General features: G+C 51.8%; 16 protein-coding genes and 2 pseudogenes. 6 read left to right on the forward strand and 12 right to left on the reverse strand.

Features of this window, described 5'->3' with window-relative positions:
* Positions 1-168 precede the first annotated feature (168 nt).
* Together AC3IUF_RS14465 and AC3IUF_RS14470 are read right to left on the reverse strand one after the other, a co-directional pair.
* Positions 169-1326, reverse strand: a pseudogene (locus tag AC3IUF_RS14465) (alpha/beta hydrolase family protein).
* 59 nt (positions 1327-1385) lie between these two features.
* Positions 1386-2348 carry a LysR family transcriptional regulator gene (locus AC3IUF_RS14470; RefSeq protein ID WP_123375216.1) on the reverse strand — a complete coding sequence of 321 codons (963 nt, stop codon included), beginning with the start codon at positions 2346-2348 and terminating at the stop codon, positions 1386-1388.
* Positions 2349-2605: 257 nt separating this feature from the next.
* Here AC3IUF_RS14470 and AC3IUF_RS14475 point away from each other — a divergent pair.
* The 3 genes and pseudogenes from AC3IUF_RS14475 to AC3IUF_RS14485 all read left to right on the forward strand — a co-directional run.
* Positions 2606-2923 (forward strand): annotated as a pseudogene (locus tag AC3IUF_RS14475) (VOC family protein); the annotation flags it as partial.
* Positions 2924-3240: 317 nt separating this feature from the next.
* Positions 3241-3756: a cupin domain-containing protein gene (locus AC3IUF_RS14480; RefSeq protein ID WP_489281451.1), complete on the forward strand. Its 516-nt coding sequence runs from the start codon at positions 3241-3243 to the stop codon at positions 3754-3756.
* Positions 3757-4254: 498 nt separating this feature from the next.
* Entirely contained in the window at positions 4255-5979 is a 1725-nt protein-coding gene (locus AC3IUF_RS14485) for a hypothetical protein (RefSeq protein ID WP_146206146.1), read from the forward strand.
* Here AC3IUF_RS14485 and AC3IUF_RS14490 read toward each other — a convergent pair.
* From AC3IUF_RS14490 to AC3IUF_RS14505, 4 genes are all read right to left on the reverse strand, one after another.
* Positions 5926-6177, reverse strand: coding sequence for a hypothetical protein (locus AC3IUF_RS14490; protein ID WP_489281647.1), 252 nt, complete (start codon positions 6175-6177; stop codon positions 5926-5928). The two genes, AC3IUF_RS14485 and AC3IUF_RS14490, sit on opposite strands and share 54 nt — an antisense overlap.
* Positions 6178-6467: 290 nt before the next feature.
* Positions 6468-6602 (reverse strand): hypothetical protein, encoded by a 135-nt coding sequence (locus tag AC3IUF_RS14495; protein ID WP_335739947.1) that lies wholly within the window; start codon positions 6600-6602, stop codon positions 6468-6470.
* Between the two features lie 618 nt (positions 6603-7220).
* Positions 7221-7877, reverse strand: a complete 657-nt coding sequence (locus AC3IUF_RS14500) for a DUF3223 domain-containing protein (protein WP_316916379.1) — start codon at positions 7875-7877, stop codon at positions 7221-7223.
* 99 nt (positions 7878-7976) lie between these two features.
* On the reverse strand, positions 7977-8954 hold the full coding sequence (locus AC3IUF_RS14505) for a 5'-nucleotidase (RefSeq protein WP_109784844.1): 978 nt from the start codon (positions 8952-8954) through the stop codon (positions 7977-7979).
* A gap of 196 nt (positions 8955-9150) precedes the next feature.
* Here AC3IUF_RS14505 and AC3IUF_RS14510 point away from each other — a divergent pair, with 196 nt between their 5' ends.
* Positions 9151-9615 (forward strand): hypothetical protein, encoded by a 465-nt coding sequence (locus AC3IUF_RS14510; protein WP_109784845.1) that lies wholly within the window; start codon positions 9151-9153, stop codon positions 9613-9615.
* 348 nt (positions 9616-9963) lie between these two features.
* Here AC3IUF_RS14510 and AC3IUF_RS14515 read toward each other — a convergent pair whose 3' ends face one another.
* Together AC3IUF_RS14515 and AC3IUF_RS14520 are read right to left on the reverse strand one after the other, a co-directional pair.
* Positions 9964-10284, reverse strand: a complete 321-nt coding sequence (locus AC3IUF_RS14515; RefSeq protein ID WP_256594721.1) for a hypothetical protein — start codon at positions 10282-10284, stop codon at positions 9964-9966.
* Between the two features lie 525 nt (positions 10285-10809).
* Positions 10810-11877: an AAA family ATPase gene (locus AC3IUF_RS14520; protein WP_109784846.1), complete on the reverse strand. Its 1068-nt coding sequence runs from the start codon at positions 11875-11877 to the stop codon at positions 10810-10812.
* 885 nt (positions 11878-12762) lie between these two features.
* On the opposite strand from AC3IUF_RS14520, the gene AC3IUF_RS14525 reads away from it, so the two are divergent.
* Both AC3IUF_RS14525 and AC3IUF_RS14530 read left to right on the forward strand, forming a co-directional pair.
* On the forward strand, positions 12763-13500 hold the full coding sequence (locus AC3IUF_RS14525) for a hypothetical protein (RefSeq protein WP_109784847.1): 738 nt from the start codon (positions 12763-12765) through the stop codon (positions 13498-13500).
* A gap of 683 nt (positions 13501-14183) precedes the next feature.
* Entirely contained in the window at positions 14184-15167 is a 984-nt protein-coding gene (locus tag AC3IUF_RS14530; protein ID WP_489281455.1) for a ParA family protein, read from the forward strand.
* A 649-nt stretch (positions 15168-15816) separates the two neighbouring features.
* Here AC3IUF_RS14530 and AC3IUF_RS14535 read toward each other — a convergent pair.
* From AC3IUF_RS14535 to AC3IUF_RS14550, 4 genes are all read right to left on the reverse strand, one after another.
* Positions 15817-16335 carry a hypothetical protein gene (locus AC3IUF_RS14535; protein WP_109784850.1) on the reverse strand — a complete coding sequence of 173 codons (519 nt, stop codon included), beginning with the start codon at positions 16333-16335 and terminating at the stop codon, positions 15817-15819.
* Positions 16326-18080 (reverse strand): patatin-like phospholipase family protein, encoded by a 1755-nt coding sequence (locus AC3IUF_RS14540; RefSeq protein WP_109784851.1) that lies wholly within the window; start codon positions 18078-18080, stop codon positions 16326-16328. Before AC3IUF_RS14540 ends, AC3IUF_RS14535 begins: the two co-directional genes overlap by 10 nt.
* Positions 18081-19039: 959 nt before the next feature.
* Positions 19040-19501, reverse strand: a complete 462-nt coding sequence (locus tag AC3IUF_RS14545; RefSeq protein ID WP_316916377.1) for an NUDIX hydrolase — start codon at positions 19499-19501, stop codon at positions 19040-19042.
* A 21-nt stretch (positions 19502-19522) separates the two neighbouring features.
* A complete protein-coding gene (locus AC3IUF_RS14550; RefSeq protein ID WP_316916376.1) occupies positions 19523-20173 on the reverse strand; it encodes a DUF7002 family protein in 651 nt (216 codons plus the stop codon).
* Positions 20174-20176: the final 3 nt, after the last annotated feature.

Genomic DNA, 20176 nt, shown 5'->3' on the forward strand with positions numbered 1-20176 from the left:
TTATGCAGAGAGAGGCTAGAGAGCAGGCGAGGGGACGACCAGCAGATTGCATCGATGGCTGCGTATTGACGGCGTCAATAGGTACGCCAGCGCTTGAATCCGTTAATGCAAAACGCCGGAAAATCGAAAGATTAACCGGCGTTTTTCATGGCGTGTTTTTTCAGTGGATCAAGCGGTGTGGCCACCCAGAGTTTCGGCAACCCAGTCGGCAATGTATTGCCCGGCATTGATGCTGTTGTCGAAGCTCGAATGCTGCACACCACCTTCACGTTCGGTGAAGATTTTCAGTTCACATTTTGGACTGTTGACCAGTTGTTCGTAGGTGCGATGCGCCCATTTCAACGGAATCTGCGAATCCTGTTCACCGTGGGTGACGAGGAAGGGCACCTTGATCCGGTCGAGCACGCCATCGAGGTGGACGTCTTCGGCGATGGTCATGAACTCTTCGACGTCCTTGGCGCCCTAGACCCAGCAGACATGCGCCCAGTAGTGCGGTACCGGGAAGCTGCCTTCTTTTTCCAGTCGACGCTTTTGCACATCACGCCAGTCGTGGTTGGCGCCCCACACGACGCCGCAGGCGAAGCGCGGTTCGAAGGCAACCGCTCGCGGGCAGTAATAGCCGCCCAACGAGACACCTTCGAGGCCGATACGTTTGGCATCAACATCGCTTCGGGTTTCCAGCCAATCCACCACGCGACTGGCCCAGTGTTCACTGTCGAATCGTGCAGTCAGGCCATGCAGGCGCAGCGCTTCGCCGGTGCCGGGCTGGTCGATGATCAGCGAAGAGATGCCGCGTTTCGCCAGCCACGCTGGCAGGCCCACGCGGTATTTCATTTCCTTGGTCGAGTCCAGACCGTTGACCTGCACCAGTATCGGCGCCGGCCCCTCGACGCCTTCGGCGCGCACGAGCAAGCCGGAAAGATGTTTGCCCTCGTAAGGGATTTCCACCCGTTCACAGTTTTCACGCGACAGTTCGACGCCGCGCTTGAAGGTTTGCAGGAAGCGTTGATAGAGCTCGGTACGGCCCGGCGCGCCATGGGCTTGCAGGCGCTCGCAGGTCAAATAATAGGTGGCGGCGCGGTTATATTTTTCGCCAGCCGAGAGCATCCGGCCGTTGCCTTCGTCTTCTTCGGCCAGACTGCAGAGCTTGTCGGCCATTTTCGCCCAGGTTTCGCGAAAGGCACGGGTGCCGGCCGCGTCCGGCTGCTTGGCCGCCTCTTGCAGCGGGGCGCACATCTCTTCGATTTCACCCATGCGGGCGCCCATTTCAATGGCCAGGTCGACAGAGAGATTCCACACGTAGTTGGTCGGGAAATAGCGAAACATGATTATTGTTGTCCTTATGGTTGCCTTGGCATTCCCAAGGCACGTTAAGGATCACCCGACTAATTGGCCAATCGTGACGGCGGATACGAGGTATCGCGAGATACGATGGGCACGTGTTGCAAATGCTGGATGGATTCGCTGATGCGTTCGCGCAGCCAGCGGTGCATCGGGTCGCCGTCAACGCTGCGGTGCCACAACATGTACTCGCGCATGACCGGAATCTTCACCGGCGGCGGCAGGATGCGCAGCGGCAGATAGTGCGCGTAGAGGTTCGCCAGACGCTGGTGCATCGTGGCGATGCGTTGCGTGCCGACAATCAGTTGCGGCAGGGTATTGAAGTCGCTGGTGATCACTTCAATGCGCCGATTGAAGCCGTATTGATTCATGAACCATTCTTCGATGCTCATGTGTCGGGTACGGCCAAAGCCCACCGAGACATGGCCCATCTCCATGTATTGCTCAAGGGTCAGGGTGTCGCCGACTTGCGTATTGCCTTGCCACACCACGCACACATGTTCTTCCTCGAACAGCAGGTGCGAAGGGTGGCCGTCAATGATGTAGCGCTCGGGGACAATCATCAGATCGACCTCACCACGCACCAGCAACTCACCGGAATTGTCGCTGGGGCCCAGCATTTCGAAGGTGATGTTGGGCGCTTGCTGATGAATGTTCTGGATCACCTGGGCGAACAGCACGCTGATCAGATAGTCCGAGGTCACCAAGCGAAAATGGCGCTTGCTGGTGGCCGGGTCGAACACCGGTTTGGCGGTAATCGAGGACTGGATCGTCAGCAGCACTTCACGCACCGGTTTGGCCAGTTCCGTGGCATAGGGCGTGGGCTGCATCTTGCGTCCGACCTGGACCAGCAGCTCATCCTCAAAGTAGGTGCGCAATCGCGCGAGCACGCCGCTGGTGGCGGATTGGGTCATGTGCAGGCGTTCGGCAGCGCGGGTGATGTTCTGCTCTTCGAGCAATACATCGAGCGCGACCAGCAGGTTCAGGTCCAGATGGTTGAAACGCATGGGCAGGTCCGTTTTTGTATTTATTTTCGCAATACATTCGAACGAATCCATCGGCGCGTCAACCTTCGTCGCAGGTATCGCGTTTGCCGATAGGTCGCATCCCGACTCGCGATTAGTCAGCGCTCAGCCCGTACGCCAATCTTCGCCGCAGTCGGCCCTGCAGCCGACACCACCACCGGTTTCCAGTCAGGCCCGGCGCGCTGCAAGGCGTCCATGGCGACAGTCACCGGATCATAATTTCAATGGAGTGGTAAGCCATGAACATCATTGGCCTTGATGCCCTGATTTTTGGCGTCGATGACATTCAAGCCTGCATCGATTGCCTGCGCGACTACGGCCTTGCGCCGGTCGGCGTTGACAGCAACGGCGGGCGTTTCGAAGCGCTGGACGGCACCGCGGTGATTATCCGTCGAGCCGACGATCCTGATTTGCCTGCGGCGATCGGCCCGGCGCCGTCGATTCGCGAGACGGTCTACGGGGTCGCTGCGATCAGCGATCTGGATGCCATCGAAGATGAGCTGGCCCGTGATCGTATCGTCCGTCGTGATCAACACGGCGTGCTGCACAGCGTTGAAACCGCGCCAATCGAGCTAAGCCCCCGGCCTGCGCCGTAACAGGCCAGTTCGAAAGAGATTTGCGCGCTGGGCAGCGCTGGTTTTTTAAATGGAGGAAAGCGATGAAAAATTTGAAGGTGATGGCGATCTGATGAGGTTTTGCATTGAGGGTAGGGCGGCTCCGTCATGATTGCTTGGAGATACCAGCGGCGTAGTGAATTTCAAAAGTAGTGGCACGAGCATGGACCTTTATTCACTAGAAATCATGTTTAACTACACTAAATGGTCGTTTAGTCGAGTTAACGTAAAATAGCATCATATTCGACGGAGAAGAGACCATGATTAAGGGTGAAGCCAAAGTTGGATACATTATTAGAACGCTGGATCTGCAGCCTCACCTCGAAGGTGGCTATTTCCGCAGAACCTATCAAGCCGATCATCGCGACCCACTCGAAACCCCCAGCGGTCCACGGTATCTGATGACCTCGATTTACTATCTGCTCGATCAACGATCACCGGTGGGCCAGTTTCATTTCAATCGATCCGACATCCTGCATTATTTCCACCTGGGCGACGCCATTGAGTACAGCCTGATTCATGCTGATGGCTCGTTGCAAACATTGGTGATGGGCACCGACATTCAGGCAGGACAGCTTTTGCAATTAAACGTACCGGGTGGACTATGGAAGGCTTCGCGGTTGCTCGAAGGCGAAAACGGATTTGGATTGATCAGCGAAGCCGTTTCTCCAGGATTTGATTTTGCCGATATGGAAATGGGTGATCGACAGAAACTCACGCAGCAATTCCCACAGCATCGAACGCTGATTGAAAAGCTGACGCGTGATGAGGGTTGAGAGACGTCAGATTCAAGAAATCGCTGTGGATCGGATTCAGGGCGATTCTGCAGGTTGAAATCCACTGTGCAACCGGGCTGATCTCGAAACATCTTGTTACGTGTAATGTATATTATGTTAAATTAAGTATTACCTTACGCGCCCTCACTTTGTCACCGGCCCCCGAAAACCTGACTTTGCCTGAATTCACCATGTAAACGTTGAAACAAAAGCGGAGTTCTGTCGCATCACCGGAAACGCTCCCTCTTCAACGTGTTGCTCCCGACAGCTCATCTGATACCAGAGATGCGGGCTGGCCACTGTCGGTATCAAAACGGAACGTTTAGAGGCTCGGCCGACGAAATCCCTCGTTTTTTCCCGTTCTGAAATGTCGAAACTAAAACGGAAAAATATTCCGACTCCAATCTCTGTCACACCTAACCCACTAAAATTCCTACTTTTCTTAAAAGCGCATTTTCTGCGTCTGGGCGTCTCTGTCGGAGCCAAAACGGAAAAATATTGCGCCTCGCGATGCGTTCGTCCTCCCGGATTGCCAAATCTGCTGACTTAGCTACATTGGTGCCGGTGCATCGTTCCAAACGGCCCCCCTTCAAGGACGTAAAGGTGTTCCCGAGATCAATCCTCACAAACCGTGGTGAAACCGCACATCGTGCCGAAGCCGATGAGCGCTCCACATCCCAAGCGACCCTGATCTTGGGCTACCTGGCCTTGTTCCCAGCCGAAACAGGCGCAGTCGAAACCTACGAGCATTTTTGCCGCTATGCCGATAGCCTTCCTTCCTCTATACGCAGTAAATCTCGCATCGTGGTTTTCCTAGAAAAATTCGTCCTCTGGGCGATTTGCATCGCAAGGAAGCCACTGAGCGAATTTTCCGCACCGGATCTAAGGGCATTCAGCGCCTTCTGCGCGCGGCCACCGGTGGCTTGGATTGGCGGCCGGAATGAAAGGTTTGTCATCGATAAAGGTACCGAACGCCATAACGAGGACTGGAAGCCATTCTTACAGTCGATAGCAGATCCGGCACGTGGATACGTGACTAACCGATTCTTCAAGTATTTAAGCTCGGACTTGGGTGTACAGCCCAGGCTATCGAGCTCCGAGTTTTATAAAGCACCGCGAGCGCCGTTCAGTGGCCAGGATGACTCCCAAGCCCAACAGTACCTTCAATACCTCGCAAACCTGACGCCAGCCAGCAAGGTTTCTGAGCGTAGTTTGTTCGTGTTTTCGGTCTGCTATCACCTTCGCCTCAGCTTTAAAGAGTGGCGCTCAGAGCGCAGTCACTTTTCAATGGCGTGCTTTTCATCGATGGGTTCTAGCGATCCGCACTTCACCATGCGAGGTGATATGCGAGACTACAACATCGCGATACCCCAGGCCCTCATAGACTCGATAATCAGATACAGGAATGGTCTGGGCTTGAGCTCCATACCTTCCTTGGACGATGGCGATCCAATACTCACGGAAGCCTTACTCGACAAACTAATGTGGAGACTGCCCAAAATGCCGGGAGTGGGACGCTCTCCTAGCGAACTACTTGATCGAGCAGTGGGTTTTCGTATCAGTCAGCTTGATACACCTGCACCTGCACCTGCCCCCGCTCCCTCCGGAAGCGAAAGCTCGCGCCAGTACCGATTGAGTTGGGAGCGTAAGCAGGTTTCGAAATCACGTAGGGCCGTCCATCACCAAGATTCTGCGGATCTGGACACGGGTTATCATACTCAGGAGCGCCCGCCTCCATTATTTGGTATGCAACAAAGAGAAGTGCTCCTTTTTTCAACGACTCAGGGGCAAGCGTATGTATCAAGGTGTTTTCCAGCTAATTGCTGCAAGATAGCACTGGAATCTTTAGAGATACTTCGGGCATACCGATCATGTAGTGCGGATCGGTTAAAACTGATAGCGCTTGAGAAACTGCTACTGTGGTCAGTGTGTGTCAAACACAAAAGCTTCTACTCGTTGACCCCGCTTGATGCTCGGGAGTTTTACGAGTTTTGTCTCGCACCGCCTTCGAGCTGGACTGGTAACTATCCGCAGACAAGGCTGGGCGTCGGAGATCCGGGCGTACTGCCAAATCCGGATTGGACTCCGTTCCGAATCTCTGGCGGCGATAAAGAAAGTGGTATTCGGGCAGGCCGAATCATGGACTGGTGCTATAACGTTTATAATTCGTTATTGGTGATTGAATCGGTCAAGCTTAATATTTTTTCTGGTCTGATGGACTAGGTCTGCAGGATAGCTAAAAGAGTCGTGCAAGACGTCCATCGGTAGTGGATGACCGGATAAGTCCCCTCCTCGACCCCTGCCATCACGCTGATAGAACGCACTCAGGCGCTCATCGCATTCAGCGAGCGCGCCCTCCTCGCCGGCGGCCGAGTAGGTTTCGTGATGAAGAACAGCGCTCTGTGGCAATCTCGACTTCACCTTTGCCGGCCGTTTATTCGGTCGGTTACCAAGCGCATAGCCCGAAAACTGGATAGGCCTGGGGAGCAATTCCAGCTCTTTGGCATGCCCTCGATGTCGCTGCGGATTACACCGATGTACACACTACCGAGGCCGAGCGATTCAAGTGCTACCACGGCATTCTGGGCGGCCAGGGCTGCGGCAATCGTCTCCATCAACAGGCTTTCCAGGTAAGGAAGGCAATTCTTGAAACCGTGGAGAGGTCAGCAAGCCACACGACGAACAGCGGCGCGTGGCGAATGCAGGCCTGATTACCTGCAAGGGCCGATAACCGATTCTTGCGCTCGCCAGCCTGAACAGCCCACGACACCCAAAACTTGCAGATTCGAGGAGGTAGAAGCCGACTGCGCGGATGCGACGAGCGTCTCGATCGTGCCTTCAGGCAGCGGCTGGTCAGTGAAGGCGCGAACACTTCGATGGTCGAGTAATTGATCGAGGGTGTCGTTCTATCGCTTGAGCGGCGTGATATCTGACGCGCAGCAGCTGGCCACCAGTTTCGGCCGCGCGGTTGCTTCACGTGATATCTCTAGAGAAGATCGAGACTACCAAATCATGCCCCGCGCGACACACCTACCCTGGGCAGTTCCATGTCAGCTTGGCAGGGGCCAGGTAACCCGGCTTTAGAGTTATCTGCTCATCTAACCCAGGAGCGCTGAAAAGTCTGAGTACAGTGGCGCGCGGGCGCTGGAGATCCCCGTCCTTGTCGCGGGTGTAGCAAATACTATAGGTCGGGATCGCTATCGTTTCCCTCTGCCGGAGTCTTGGGTGAAGTAATACTTACGTAAACAATAGTCCCGCTTAATTGATCAGTTATGACCGTCAAGTATGGCTGGGATCCAGAGTTCTGGTCAGCAGGCACGATGTCGATAGGTGAGTGATCAATTACCATTGAATAAAGTTTCATATGTTTTTCTCCAAGGATCTACTTCGCTTGCCGTGAGCTGACAGATAATTTGGGAGTTTGTCGCTCTTGAGTGTAGATCTAAACTTGGCTTCTGTATCAGCTACACCCTTGCTCCCATATTGCCCCCACTCCGCCCTCCTACATTGGCTGCCTTCAAAAATGGCTGAAGCGCAGCATGCAGACGATGGTACTCCTCAAACTCTGAAGACACCTTCTGATTGACCAACGCCAAATTCTCTCCATTTGCGTACGTTTCAAGAGTGGTCAGATCGACCTGGCGATCGTGACAAAATCGCTCCAGCAGAATCCAGAACGGTTCCTTGTGATCGATGTGTAAATTCTTTCGATCTGTGATGATCGCCCCTTTCACCGAGCACATCACCGGAATTCCGAGCGCGTCACGAAACGCGATCAATTGAGAGCGCACAACAAACCTCAATGCCTCACACACCTTGCCATGTGGCGATTGGACGACACCGGTAATGCAGCGTTTATAGGAGAAGCCTTCTTCACTGCCATCGGTGCGAACGAGTTTGATCCCCCTACCCGCTCCCAAAACACTTCTCACGATCTTGAAGTGGTCAATGCCGACACCAATTTTTCTGCTCGCCTCAGAATGCATTGCTATGAGTAGGTGCATTTTTTTGACTGCGAGCTTGTTGGTGATTACGCCTGTTGGTGCGCTATGCAGGTAGTCTTTGAGTCGATCCAGCAGCTCTTTTTTGGATTTGTACTCAAACGGCCCCAACCAGAACATTCAGAAGTCTCCCTACCTCATCGGTAAATCCGAGTCGCAATCACAGACGCTGCGGGCAGCCCCCGTCAGAGGAGTCGCAATAAACCTCAGGTCGTTGCCTTACACCACTGCCTGATCAGCCTCAGTCGCGATCACATCCTCTGTTGTAACATTGTTGGTAATGCCGAAAGGAACGTGTACAGACGGAGCAACCGCGCTGGTCGATTTAAGATGCCCGGATTGGTCATCGAAGAAAATGTGCGGTTTCAACACGGCCAGAATTTTGCCTTTCTCGATGCCACCCAGAAAGAAAGCGTCGTTGGCCATGACGCCCCAACTCTTGAGGGTATTCATCGCACGCTCATGAGACGGCGCATTTCGCGCCGTGACGATCGAAACGCGAATACGGTTTTCGTACTTCGGGTTTTGCTTTTTATGCCTCTCCTCGACCGATTGGATCTTGGAAATCCGCACCATGAACTCCTTCAACGGCCCAGGGTTATGCGGCTCCATGACGTTCTTCACTTCATGGGCATGAAACACTGACAGGCCAGAGGCCTGCATGATCGTTTCGGATTCATCGCCGGCTAGTACGCCGTCAAAGTCGAATGCGATACGCAGGGTTTTGTCAGCGTCGTCGTCTTCGAACTTTGAGTCGAGCACCTGCCCTGCGGGATAACCCGCCTTAATAGCAGCCTCCACGTCTTTTTTGTCACCAGACAAAAACAGAGCGATATTCAGTGCCGGTATGTACTCGTAAGGGGATTTTCCTTGCATGAAAATCGCCCTAGTCATCCCAAGCCCGTAGTGCTCGATTGTCTTCAGTACGCGCAGCCCGGTGTCAGGATCATTTCGCGAAAGAAGAATGACCTCTACTAGCGGATCCTCTGGATCAACGCTCAAGTCATTCACCGACAGCAAACGCTTAATGAAGGGAAAAGCTATCCCTTTTGGAAGGGGGATGTGAAGGTTTTCTTGCTGAAATTTGCGGTACTCCTCCTCTCCTTGACTCTGAAACACGGCATCCGATGCCACCAAGTCGAAAACGGCGCTGGAAGCCACGCCTATTACCAAACGGTTTTCCAGGTCATAGGGCATTCTTATCACTCAACTAAAAAACAGGTTTATCAGGGTTAAGTCAATCTGTGTCATTCAAGCAGCCTATCGCTAACGCGCAGGATTCAAGTATTTACTTTTATATATAACATTTGATGATTGTCAAGCGAAAGTATCTTGCAAAGTAAAAATCTACCCTGTTAGTTTGTTCATACAACAATAAAAAAGGAGTTGTGCAATGGAGTCTTATTCCATTCACGTTGAACATTCAGAAAATATCAAAATGGCTTTTGTGGTTTTTAATGACTTAGGTGAGGTTCCGCAGTCAGTGCGCGAGTGTAAATTCCAAACGATCGGATGGATATTATGTGTGTTCGACAAAATGCGAGCGCTCGTAGATGAGTGGGACGAAATTATCCATGAAAGCAACGTTTCCGATGCGTTGATAAATCTGGCGTCATTGGACTGGAAGACTGCCTGTGCTCTTGTGCGAGCTGAAACTTGGCGGGAGCGTTTCAACCTTATTTGGCCGCTATTGGGCTATCAAGACCAAGCACTTGCACTCGGTTATGACTATGACGACGAGGAAAATAAAAATTATTGGCCTGGTTTCGATTCGTTCAACATGATGTTTCGCGACTTCGTGAAGAAATTACCCCTTCGAAATCGCAGGCGTGCGAGCACTGAACATGTAGGCGAATAGAAGGAGGTACTGATGTTGACGGCAACGCCCTTGAGAGCGGAGATAACCTGTCAGGCGCCCTGAAGCCAAAGTCTGCGGCGAAATTGATGATGAAGAGGGTTTTGGCAAATCCTAAAAACTTGGATTCGAATTCTGCCGGATGGTGCTCTTGTGAAAAGGTGTTGCCTCTTGTCTCTTGGTTTTCCTCGGAACTCTGCATCCGGGCCTTGCTGTTTTGGGATCAGAGGTCTCAGCCGCGCTTTGGTGCTTTAGGGTCAGAGATCTAAGTCGCTCTTTCACCCGTGGTCGATTGAAGAAAATGAAAACAAAACGCCCCGCACAAGACGGGGCGATTAAAACCACGCAGGATTACGATTGAGAAAGAACAGAACCTGCCAAGCTCAAGACGGTTTCACTGTGACCCTCCTCACTCAGGATCTGACCAGCGAGTTCCTGCATACGCTCACCAGTTTGTTTATCAGGAGATGCTTGAGAGAGCGCCGAACCAGCTAGCTCAAGAGCCGCCTCGGAAGCTGTAGGCTCGCGCAGAACGGCGGAGGCCAGGGAAGCAATAGACGAGCTTGTTTGTTTAGCGTTGATGCTCATGGTCATACCTTTATATTTGAGATTAATGGCCTGACCAAATACGCGCATCGAACCGCGTGTCACATTAATTTGACGCGACAGCACGCAGTTCGATGTAATGCGCGCACTGAAGTCAGGTTGTTCAACCGTTTGGCTTCGAGAGCGAGTGGTAACAGTATGTTTGGCGACGTTGCGTGATCACTCGCTGAATTTTACCTACCCTAATGGGGAACGGTGCCAAGCCCCATATATAGGGGTAAATCGCTCGACGGACACAAGATGAGCGATTTTTTACTACTAATCAAGTCATGCCTTCATGATCTTCCTGCGCATATCCTGTTGGGGGGGCCAAGCGGCAAACCGTCAGGCTTCCAGATCACATTGAAGGATTTGAGCTTTTTACAAGAAATGCCAGCATTGGGATTCACCTGACTAAAATGTCCTAACCGAGCAGGCGGGATTGAAGACTTAATTTTTTGATTAGGTCACTCGCGCAGCAGGCAACTAAATTTGCATTTCCCTTCAAGACAGAACATTCAAATCATCACAGGGTCGATGTGATTCAGCACCGCACCTTGGAAACTTAAACCTGGCTTGCTACTTTCACTTCTGTTTGGCGCAAAAAAACATTCAGCCTTGCAACCATAAAAGCCCCTCAAGCTCTTCAGCGACATCATGAACTTCGATCGCAGCGAGTGAGTCAGGAGCAATATCCAAAACGGTATCAAAATAACCAAACGAATCATCGAAAGATCGGCCTTCGTCATACTGATCGATATGGTATTCATGTTCAGAAGAGAATTTTGAACGCAAAAATGGTACTTCCAACCCCTTCAGTCTTTTATAGTTTTTCACGGCAAACTCTGAACGCCACACCAGCAATCCCAACATCTCTTCTAGCTCTGGAGTTTCTTTATCGGTTAGACCGCACAGCTTAGGTATAGGGGTGAAATTTGTCAGCAAGACATGCACGCCCCCTAACGACCCGTTATTCAACTCTCTAATTTTGTTGCAGTATCTTTTTGAGCTCGCGCAAGAAAAAGGACAGGCAGCATCGACTAACAAAGCGATTATGTCGGAATTTATCAGAGTCTGAGGAAGACTATGATTAATATCCAGAAAAACAAGATCATAGTTTTTCTTCAGATTATCAAACTCGATATCAGAAACTTCCTTGCGAGCCAGCCTTTCAATATCATCGCTGAAAACCGAGCGATATTGGTCTTGCTGATTTTTTTCCACCACCGCTCTGATTGATTGCGTTTCACCTTGATACATGACGATATCAGCCTCATCGTAGAAGTCGACTGAACCTGCGACTTTACCAGAAGCCTTCATGTGTGCCTTTTCGCTCTCGCTGGAGCTACGGAATACTGGATCATTGGTGACGACAGCTACCTTAAAGCCCTTTGATGCAAATGCTGCAGCCACAACAACCGTAATCGGCGTTTTCCCCACACCTCCCTTATATGCCGTAACACTGATAACTTTCGCGCAGGGCCAAAATATTTTGTGAGCCCGGAAAAACTTACCAAGGACTTCAGGTTTTATTTTTATCCTAGATTCTGAATCACTCGACGCCTCATATCCCTGCCAAGTTCGATAGTCTCGTCCCACTGAATCTGCTGCATCTTTGATCGATAAACCTCTCGACAATCTCAGTGCCTTTAATTCTTCTGGCTTAATCACATCACTCATTGCTTTGCCCCTCTAGATTTCTACCAAGCCTATACTTGCAATGGCCATGCGAACAGATGAAGCGCCCTCCTATTGACAAAAACCATCTAGGCATTCGCCTTAAGGTCAAGCAGCGCAAACGAGCCTAACGAAGAATTGGGTGAGAAGGAATGCGTAGATAATTCCGGACATTTATCGGGTACGACCCATCATCCGGCTATTTTTCCGAAGGAGAGTTCCGGTTGAGTTCAAAACTGAAATCTGCGGGGCGGCCATTGTGGAGTGCACGATTTCTCAATGTCAGTGAGAAAATCCTACTCGTGTCGGCTCGACACCGACTAGGAGCTGGTGGATTGTAAGAGCACCGATTAACTCTGATCACGATGGCAGTAAGGGCTAACGTTATAGCAACTTAGAAGTGAGTCGCATGCTGGCAGCCATTCATTTTTACAAACACTGGCAAGATGATGTGCTTTCGAGCAGCAAATTACGATGCGCTAAGCTATCGCTCGGTAGCGCCGCTAAACGACTTCGTGAAAATGCTTTGGGCTCAAGTTAAGAGAGGTTTGCGATGGCCTGAAAAATTTTAAAGCGGACTCTGTCGCAGCTAGAGGCCGACAGCTGCCATCCAACTGCAGCGATCGTAGACGCTGTAGAGATCAACGTCGCAGCAGCGAAGAAGAACATGTGGGGATTTTGGCGCTCACACCGTTCTTCCTGCGCGCCTCTGTCCGCATAATAAAATGGGTCGATTGAAGCGCCCAACCACCTACTTTCAGAGAAATCCCCATTGCTTGGAGTGATTACACTTCGCCCCTAAACGACGCCAACGCCAGCGAGCACGTCGCTCACAGCGGGTTCCTGATGAACCACCCATCAACATGTATATATCTAAAGGAGATTGGAATGACAGAAGAAGCTCAAGGCAAAAGCAAGGTCGATGCCGGTCAAGCTTTCTCCATTGGCTTGATAGAAAAGGCCTGGGAGTTCAAATGGGGTATCCAGTTGATCTACATCGCCCTGTATGCCGATGCGGTGCTAGCTTGGATTCTTCACAAGAATTTGCTGTCGGTTACGACGGGCAGCACACAAATATGGGAATCGATAGGCGCCCTCCTCTTGGCAGTGGCAGGATTCGGCCTCACCGTGTCGTTCGTCATCCCACTGTTTTATGAGCTTCTGAGGAAATTTATATTCGAATTTTCGCCTGATTTCCTTTTGAGCGCTTTTAGCGAACCCGACGCCGGGCCCAGCCAAGTATCAATCGGCTATTTGCACACGGAAGCATTACGCACAAGCGATGACTTCTTGATGGCGATCTATCGTGAAAAGAAGGCCCTCTGGATCCGCAGACTGAACGATCAACGACAAGCTTCGACTCTCATCATCGGATTGCTGCTGTTGACCACAACGAATATTTTGACAGGCTATGTGTCTGGCACTGAGACGCTGATCCTGTGGCTCACCAAGGGATATCAAGAGCCATTTTACCTGTGTTTAGCCCTCATTTCTGTCCCCCTTCTGACCTTCACGATTCTTAAACCCTTGCCATCGGACTATGTCTTTCATCCGCAACTACGCAGAAAACAGGATCAAGAGCGAAAGGAACTGTATAGCTCCGATGGGATTACGCGATTGGGATAGCAGGAAGCCCTCAGCCAGCGATTCAGATGAGGAAAGCAGATTGGTAAAGACGGAAAGCCAGAGGATTTTATCGGTGATATAGGAGCGGGTGATCAGATTTTTTATGGGCTTCTGCTCCGTCGATGGAGTGACCGCCAATAAAAGCAGTGCTGATAAGCATGGTTGGGACGTCTTCGTCGAGGTCGAACAGGAAACCGGCACGCTTACCCTGATTACACTTCATAAGCCCATCATTGGAGGCAAAGTCCAAGTAAAGTCCACGCGTACCACGTCGCTGAAAGTGGATGTCACCCTGTCCAACCTGCGCAAGAGGCCACCAGTCCGCTTCCCGCCTTCTAAGCCCTGATGGGCTTTCCGCAACGGCCACATCCTCACAGGGCATTCATACGCCGATGAATCTCTGATCCGTGAAATCCCGGAGAGGGTTAACACCCACAGCATCGCCGGTAAAGCTGAACAGCTACAGGAGCCTAACCGAATTTGCCGACGTGGTGCTCTCTGATGGTATTCATTGATGGACTCCAAGCTTCCCCCAAATCCGCCATAAAATCCGCAATCACACTCCCCCCCCCCTCGCCGGCATCCTCTTAATTCCGCACGGAGCCATCATCGACTGGCAGCATTTGAAATGTTGACCTATGGTCATTCTTTTAAATCATAAAAATGACCAAGGATCATTCATGATGAATGCGGTGTTGCTCAAGCGAGCCATGAAATATCTCGATCTCAGCGGCGTTGCGTTAGCCGAGAAGGTCAGCGGGCTTCGGGAAGACGGCAAACGAACGGCCCCCGAAACGATCAGTCGTTGGCTCAGTGGAACGAGGCCGGTTGACCCTTTCTTGATGGGATGGCTCGCCGAGCTGGTGCGCTCAAAGCTGATGACTCAGGATGATGTCAGGGTGCGGCTCCCCAGCGAAGGGCTAGTCATTGCGGTGAGCAATTTGAAAGGCGGAGTAGGCAAGACCACAGTGTCAAGGAACCTCGCCGTCATCGCGAAATCCCTACGCTTGAAAAGCACTTACATCTATGCGGATTACCCTCTATCTGTTCGAGCCGGTAGAACGACCAAAAATCGACTGGAAGCACTCCGCATTAATTGCCCTGAACTCAGTCTGGATGAGATTTTGGCCTACAAGCCAGTTGCTGGCGAAATAGTAATCGTGGACGTGAGCAACGGCGTCGCTCGTGATTCATTCTTTACCCCGGAAAAATCTGAAGACCGGCTTCAGGTGAATCCTACAGGTTTTCTGGGACAGTTCCGGCCCGCGATCTACGTAGTACCTGGCGAGTTCAGCAGCAGCATGGATAACTGGTCTCTCAAGGCTTTCATCGACAGCAATGTATTCCATGCCCCGGTGCAGCTTCTGCACCGCCCATCCTTCATGAGCATGGATTTCGCCAGTACGGCGCGCGCTGATGGCTTTGACGTAACCTCAGACATGTTCTGCCCCTTCTTCATCCCCCAATCTGTATCTGCAAGTGCTGTACTTCCCCAAGACGCCCTTAGCGATTGGCAAAACCTTGATCAGAAGCACCACCACTACAAGCTGTTTGAGCACCTGCTCGAATTGCTGGGTGGCGGGGTCATGGACAGCTTCGATGTCATGCAGAGTGTAAAAACCGCCCCATTGAGCAAGCTGCTCGATCTGGCAGAAGGTGTTTACTGACGGCAGACGTCTCGGTAGTTAGCCCCATGACGGTATGCGTCCAAGCAAAATATCGCCCAATAAAAACCATAGGAACCGTGGTTTCCACCGGTATATGGGTAGACCATCTATCTTGCTCTGGCAATCTTGAGGGTGACTTGGTCGAACGGTAGCAGTCTTCGGCAGACACTGTGCGTAGGTGGCGCGGTGATTGACACCAGACGAAATGACAGGCTGGGAGGTTGAAAGAGTGCAACCTACAAGCTCGGTAAAGGTCTGTCGCTCAGTCTCACTAGCTCGTTTAACCTCAAAAACCACGACGGTCTTCGAATCGAATTGAAACAGAGAATGCCGGGGCGCAGCACCTCACCAGTAGTGAGGGAGATACTGGAGTTTATTGAAATGATCACCAGCAATCCTAGGCGGCCCTGCACGTGCCCAGCAGCCTCCGCCGAGGCACGTCGATAGATGTAATCGATGCCGAAGGATGGAATGAAAAAATCCTGCCCAATTGCATCCGTGATGGATGTGATGATTTCCTGGCCTTGAATATTTTCGAGCAACTGGTCACGACCTGATGCTCCATCAGAAAAAAAGAGCCTCAGGTATAACCTAAGGCCCTTATTCAGAAGATGTTGGAGTCTAACTGGACGCTGTGCTCGATCTGGAGTTAACGATCCATGGCCAATGAATCAGGGTCGGGCTTCAAACGTCCCTGCTTGACCTTCACATGGCCACCGCCCAATAGCCTACCCGACTCGTCTCTATAAGCGGTCGCGCCTTGGAATCGAGTCGATTTAGGGCTATCAATGACCCAACAAACAGAGCCATCAGCAGTTCTGTGCTGCTCTGGCTTCATAACCTCAGCCCCCTTGTATGAGCCATTGATGACCCACTGAGGCCGACTCTCGCGTTCTTGTCTGTCAGCGAGTTCTTGGCTTTCTCGCCGGATCTTATCGGCTAAGGAGTAGAACGTTACCTCAAGCCTTCTACGTTCATCCCCCCCAATATCCGATTCAAGCACATCGCCTAAGCGACGGAGCTCAAGCCCATCACTGATCATGTCTCGAACCCGACTTTTACCAAAATTCTCTGACACAACTCCTTTGAGTTGTTCACCGATGCGAGCGAGTTCCGCATCGGAGACCTCTTTGATAACCCCGTCCGAAAAACTTATTTTCAAAGCCATGTGTTTGCCCCCTGGGCGTATTGCGCCAGATCCATGCTTTCAGTATAGCCCTCTACCAATGCCGTAATGAAAGTACAAAATTCACGATAGTGCTGATTGAAATTAGGAGAAGCGCGATTGAACGCAACATTGCTATCTATCGTGATGACAATGGGGCGCGCCTTCTGCTCAGGTTTCGTCGCGCCAGTCACTGGTAAACAAAGCAACCAGGTTTTTGCAGACCATGCTCGCGGTGAGACAGGGAAGCGTGGAGCCGTGCCGCTGCCAAAGTCATCCACGATAACCGCGCCATCTGCCCACGCCGCTCCTGCATGACTATCCTTTAGTAACACAGTTAGCTCCCCATCAGGATCAGCCTTACGATAGCCAGCCGTGAATGCCGTAGAAAGCGTCTTCATCGAGTTCCCCCGCTGAACACTAATACCAATGCGGATTCGATCTTTCCCAGGATTGGGGTAGTACAAATGATTTCTGAAAGCGTCGAGAATAGCTTGGAGCTCTTTATGCAGCTCACTGACAGCCTGCTGCAACACCACCGGGCCACGAAGAGCTACGGAAAGCTCTTTCGTGACCCTCGCTTGAGCTGCAGCCACCTCTGCGTAAACTGAAGTCGCCGGCATGTCGAAATCCAGCAAGGTCGCATTGGTTTCCAGCGCAACGGTAAGAATTTTGTTTGGCGTGCGAGTATGTACCTCGCTCGAACCATTGACCACAGTGCCCGTAAGCGCTGCGAACCAGAATTTGTTATTGACCGGCGCAGGCGGCGACAGACTCAAAGCGATCGTCGGAACACCAGGATGCAGCAACCGTTCCTCATCCAGCGCCCACGCGGGAAGATTCGAAACAAGCCCACCATCAAGAAATTTGCCCTTCATCTTCAAGTCAGCAAACGGTGTTCTACGAGTAAAAATTAGTCTCTTGGGCTTGAAGATGATCGGAAGACATATAGACGCTGCCACGGCATCCGCAACCGCCACATCAGGCGTGCGCTCAGCACAAAATAGCTCCAAACTCTCCGTAGCGGTGTTGGTGGCAATGATTTTGAGTGGCGGACATCCAACTAGATCCATGTCTGCAAAGGTAATGTTGCAGTCTTTATTGATTCCGGCGAGCTTAAGCCGATCCGACAGCTTTTTTGCAATCACCCGATCGATTATCTTGCGGACATTTCTAACCGACGTGATGCCCCATAACCCCCACACGAAAAGAAAAACCAGCCCGAGCAAAAGCCAAGGTGCGGCGAACTTTAGACTTTGCCAGATGATTGCCGGAAGAGCTCGTAGGGCTTTTGGTTCGTAAAGCGTCATCCAACCTAATGCACCAGCAGACACCACGAATATTAAAATCCACCAGCAGTACAACGCCCACCTGTTCGAAAACGGAGATAAAATCCGATTGGGCACACCAGGAATAGTTTTGAGAATTCTGAGGACGAACCATCCTAGTGGAGTGAAAAGCTGGGTAGGCTTGCTGTAGGGCAAACTCCCCTCCTCTGTTCCAAAGGGCGGACGCAGAAACAGGTGCTTCTGAGCCTTCGGATCTGCGAGTTCCTTTCCTGTGTACCCTGCTGCCACTAGCGCTGCTGCAATGGAGCCTGCAGATGTGCCAGCGATCCCCTTAATACTCAGCATCTCTTCTTCGATTGCGATGAGCCCACCTGCATGGGCAACACCTTTGGCGCCGCCACCCTGCATAACCAGAAAAATTTCCTTGATGCTGTGTTGCACTTCGTTTTTATCAACCATTTTGAACGAGATTACCTTTTGCTAACGCATTTTAAGGTGCGCGTACATGGGATTGCTGCGTACGCGAAAAATGGCTGTATGGTTAGCCAGGGAGCTGTCTTTTTGAGATCAAACAGCCATCATTCTATCGACAGTCAGCACAGCGCTCCAGAAAAACCAGAAAATATTGGATCCCACCTCTAAAACGCTTCCGTTACCCTGTCAAATTTCGACCAAGTTCAAAGGAGCTATTCTGCCGACAGATAACTTGACTCAGTTGCTGGACACATTGCGCGCATGGGCGTTATTGAATGGTGTGTTGCTCGTAAATGTTCACGTTGGGCTTCAGAATGGATGTCATGGCAACCTGCGCCTACAGCTAGTAGCGAGTGAGCTTATGACCTGGGACTGCGCTTGAATGCGACCAGTGCCTCAAGCGCCTGCGCGACACTCAGTCCCTCTCGCTTTTTATTGATAACAAAGTCCGCGTCGAAGGTAGCAGGATCACTCTCCGTAAAGTCTGGACAACCTGCTTCGGCATGCTTTCTTGCGTTATCAACCACCGATTGAAGCCCCTCACGCTCCCAGTGACACCGCCTTTTTGCGACTCAACAGGGTTACTCCAGTCAGCGGTTAGGTGCAGATCATAGATCAGGCCGGCGGCAGCGTTATTTCCTACAATGGCAGACCGAAAGCAGGGTGATCTGCTTGCCCCACCAGCGTGGGGGTAAAGTGACTACAAAACTTCTATCCGATCCAGACATCAGTGATTGAAAGCAAGACTCTCAGCCAAATCGACCACCTGTTTTCGATCATCTTTTTTCAGGCAGTGAAAACACTGGAGCAGATGAGCCGTCTCGTCATCCTCACAATAAAAGTAGGCTAGCGGTAGGTTGAGGATGCCGCGATCTGCTGCAACGCTTTACGAGCGCAGGCCGGTAACCTGAGGCAAATCGACTGACCGAGGTGATTCGCTGGGTTCACCCGCCGCCGGTGAGCAATGCCTCGGCGAACAGACTTGTCAGATCCGGCGGGTAAATATCCTCGTCACACCTCGACAGTTCGGTTTGCGACCACCACCTCACCTCACACACGACCCTGCGCTCCTGATCACTCCATGCGGCAGAGGAGCACTTCTCGGCGCCGGCATGCACCACGTAGTAGTTCTCGACCGCGAGCACAGACTCCCCATCGGGCATTTGCCATAAGAACTCTCTGCGTGCGATGCATGGGCCAACGGATTGGACACCAACACCGGTCTCTTCCCGGAGCTCGCGCACTGCCGCCTCCTCAAAAGACTCATCGCGTCTGAGTTGTCCGCCAGGTGTCGCCCAGTAGCTCATCTCTGCCAAAGCGCCGGTCTTGTAATCGATCTTGAAAAGCAGCAATCGATGAGCCGGGCTAATCAACAATATGCGAGAGGCTAAACGGTGTCGCGGCATGAGTCCCCCGTTGTATCTGCGCTAACCAATGACCTCTAATACCTCACTACCCCGCATTCGCCGAACGTCCACCACATATTCAGCAATGTTGGGGACGGAGTAATCAACAACCAGTTCGACCACCGTCTTGATCGGTTTGCCTGAACGCTTCACAGGATAATCTGGAATTCTACGGAAGATCTCTGTACCGCGACGATGCGGCATAGGCCAGGTATTGCCCGAGTTCATATGACACAACCATATGGCTTCGGCATACGCCGGAATGAAAGTCGCCGAATCCAGCGTCAGAACATCGTGTTCGAGCCTGCGGTAATCGCGAGCGCCGAGCAGACGATGCAGCCTTTGTTCCTCAGCCCAAAAGAAGACTTTGTGGTTGATCAACTCATACCACTGGCGTGGTGTTGTGCCGTCCGTGAGGGCCTGTATCAATCTGCTCTCAGGCATGGGCTTCTGATCACGAAGCACAATGTTGGAAGGGTGCCCTGCCCTCACATCCATTTTCTGATTGCGGTGCTCGCTCTCGAACCGGGCGCGGTCGCCCCCTTCGATGGCGAGATGATCAAGGACTGCCGTTGCGCTCATAAGCCCATGGGTACGAATACTGTCCCAAGCTCCGCTCTCAGCCATATGGTAAACCCGGGGATAAAGCTCGATCAGCTTGTTCAGATCCATCTG

The sequence above is a fragment of the Pseudomonas sp. KH_040 genome (assembly GCF_057839305.1).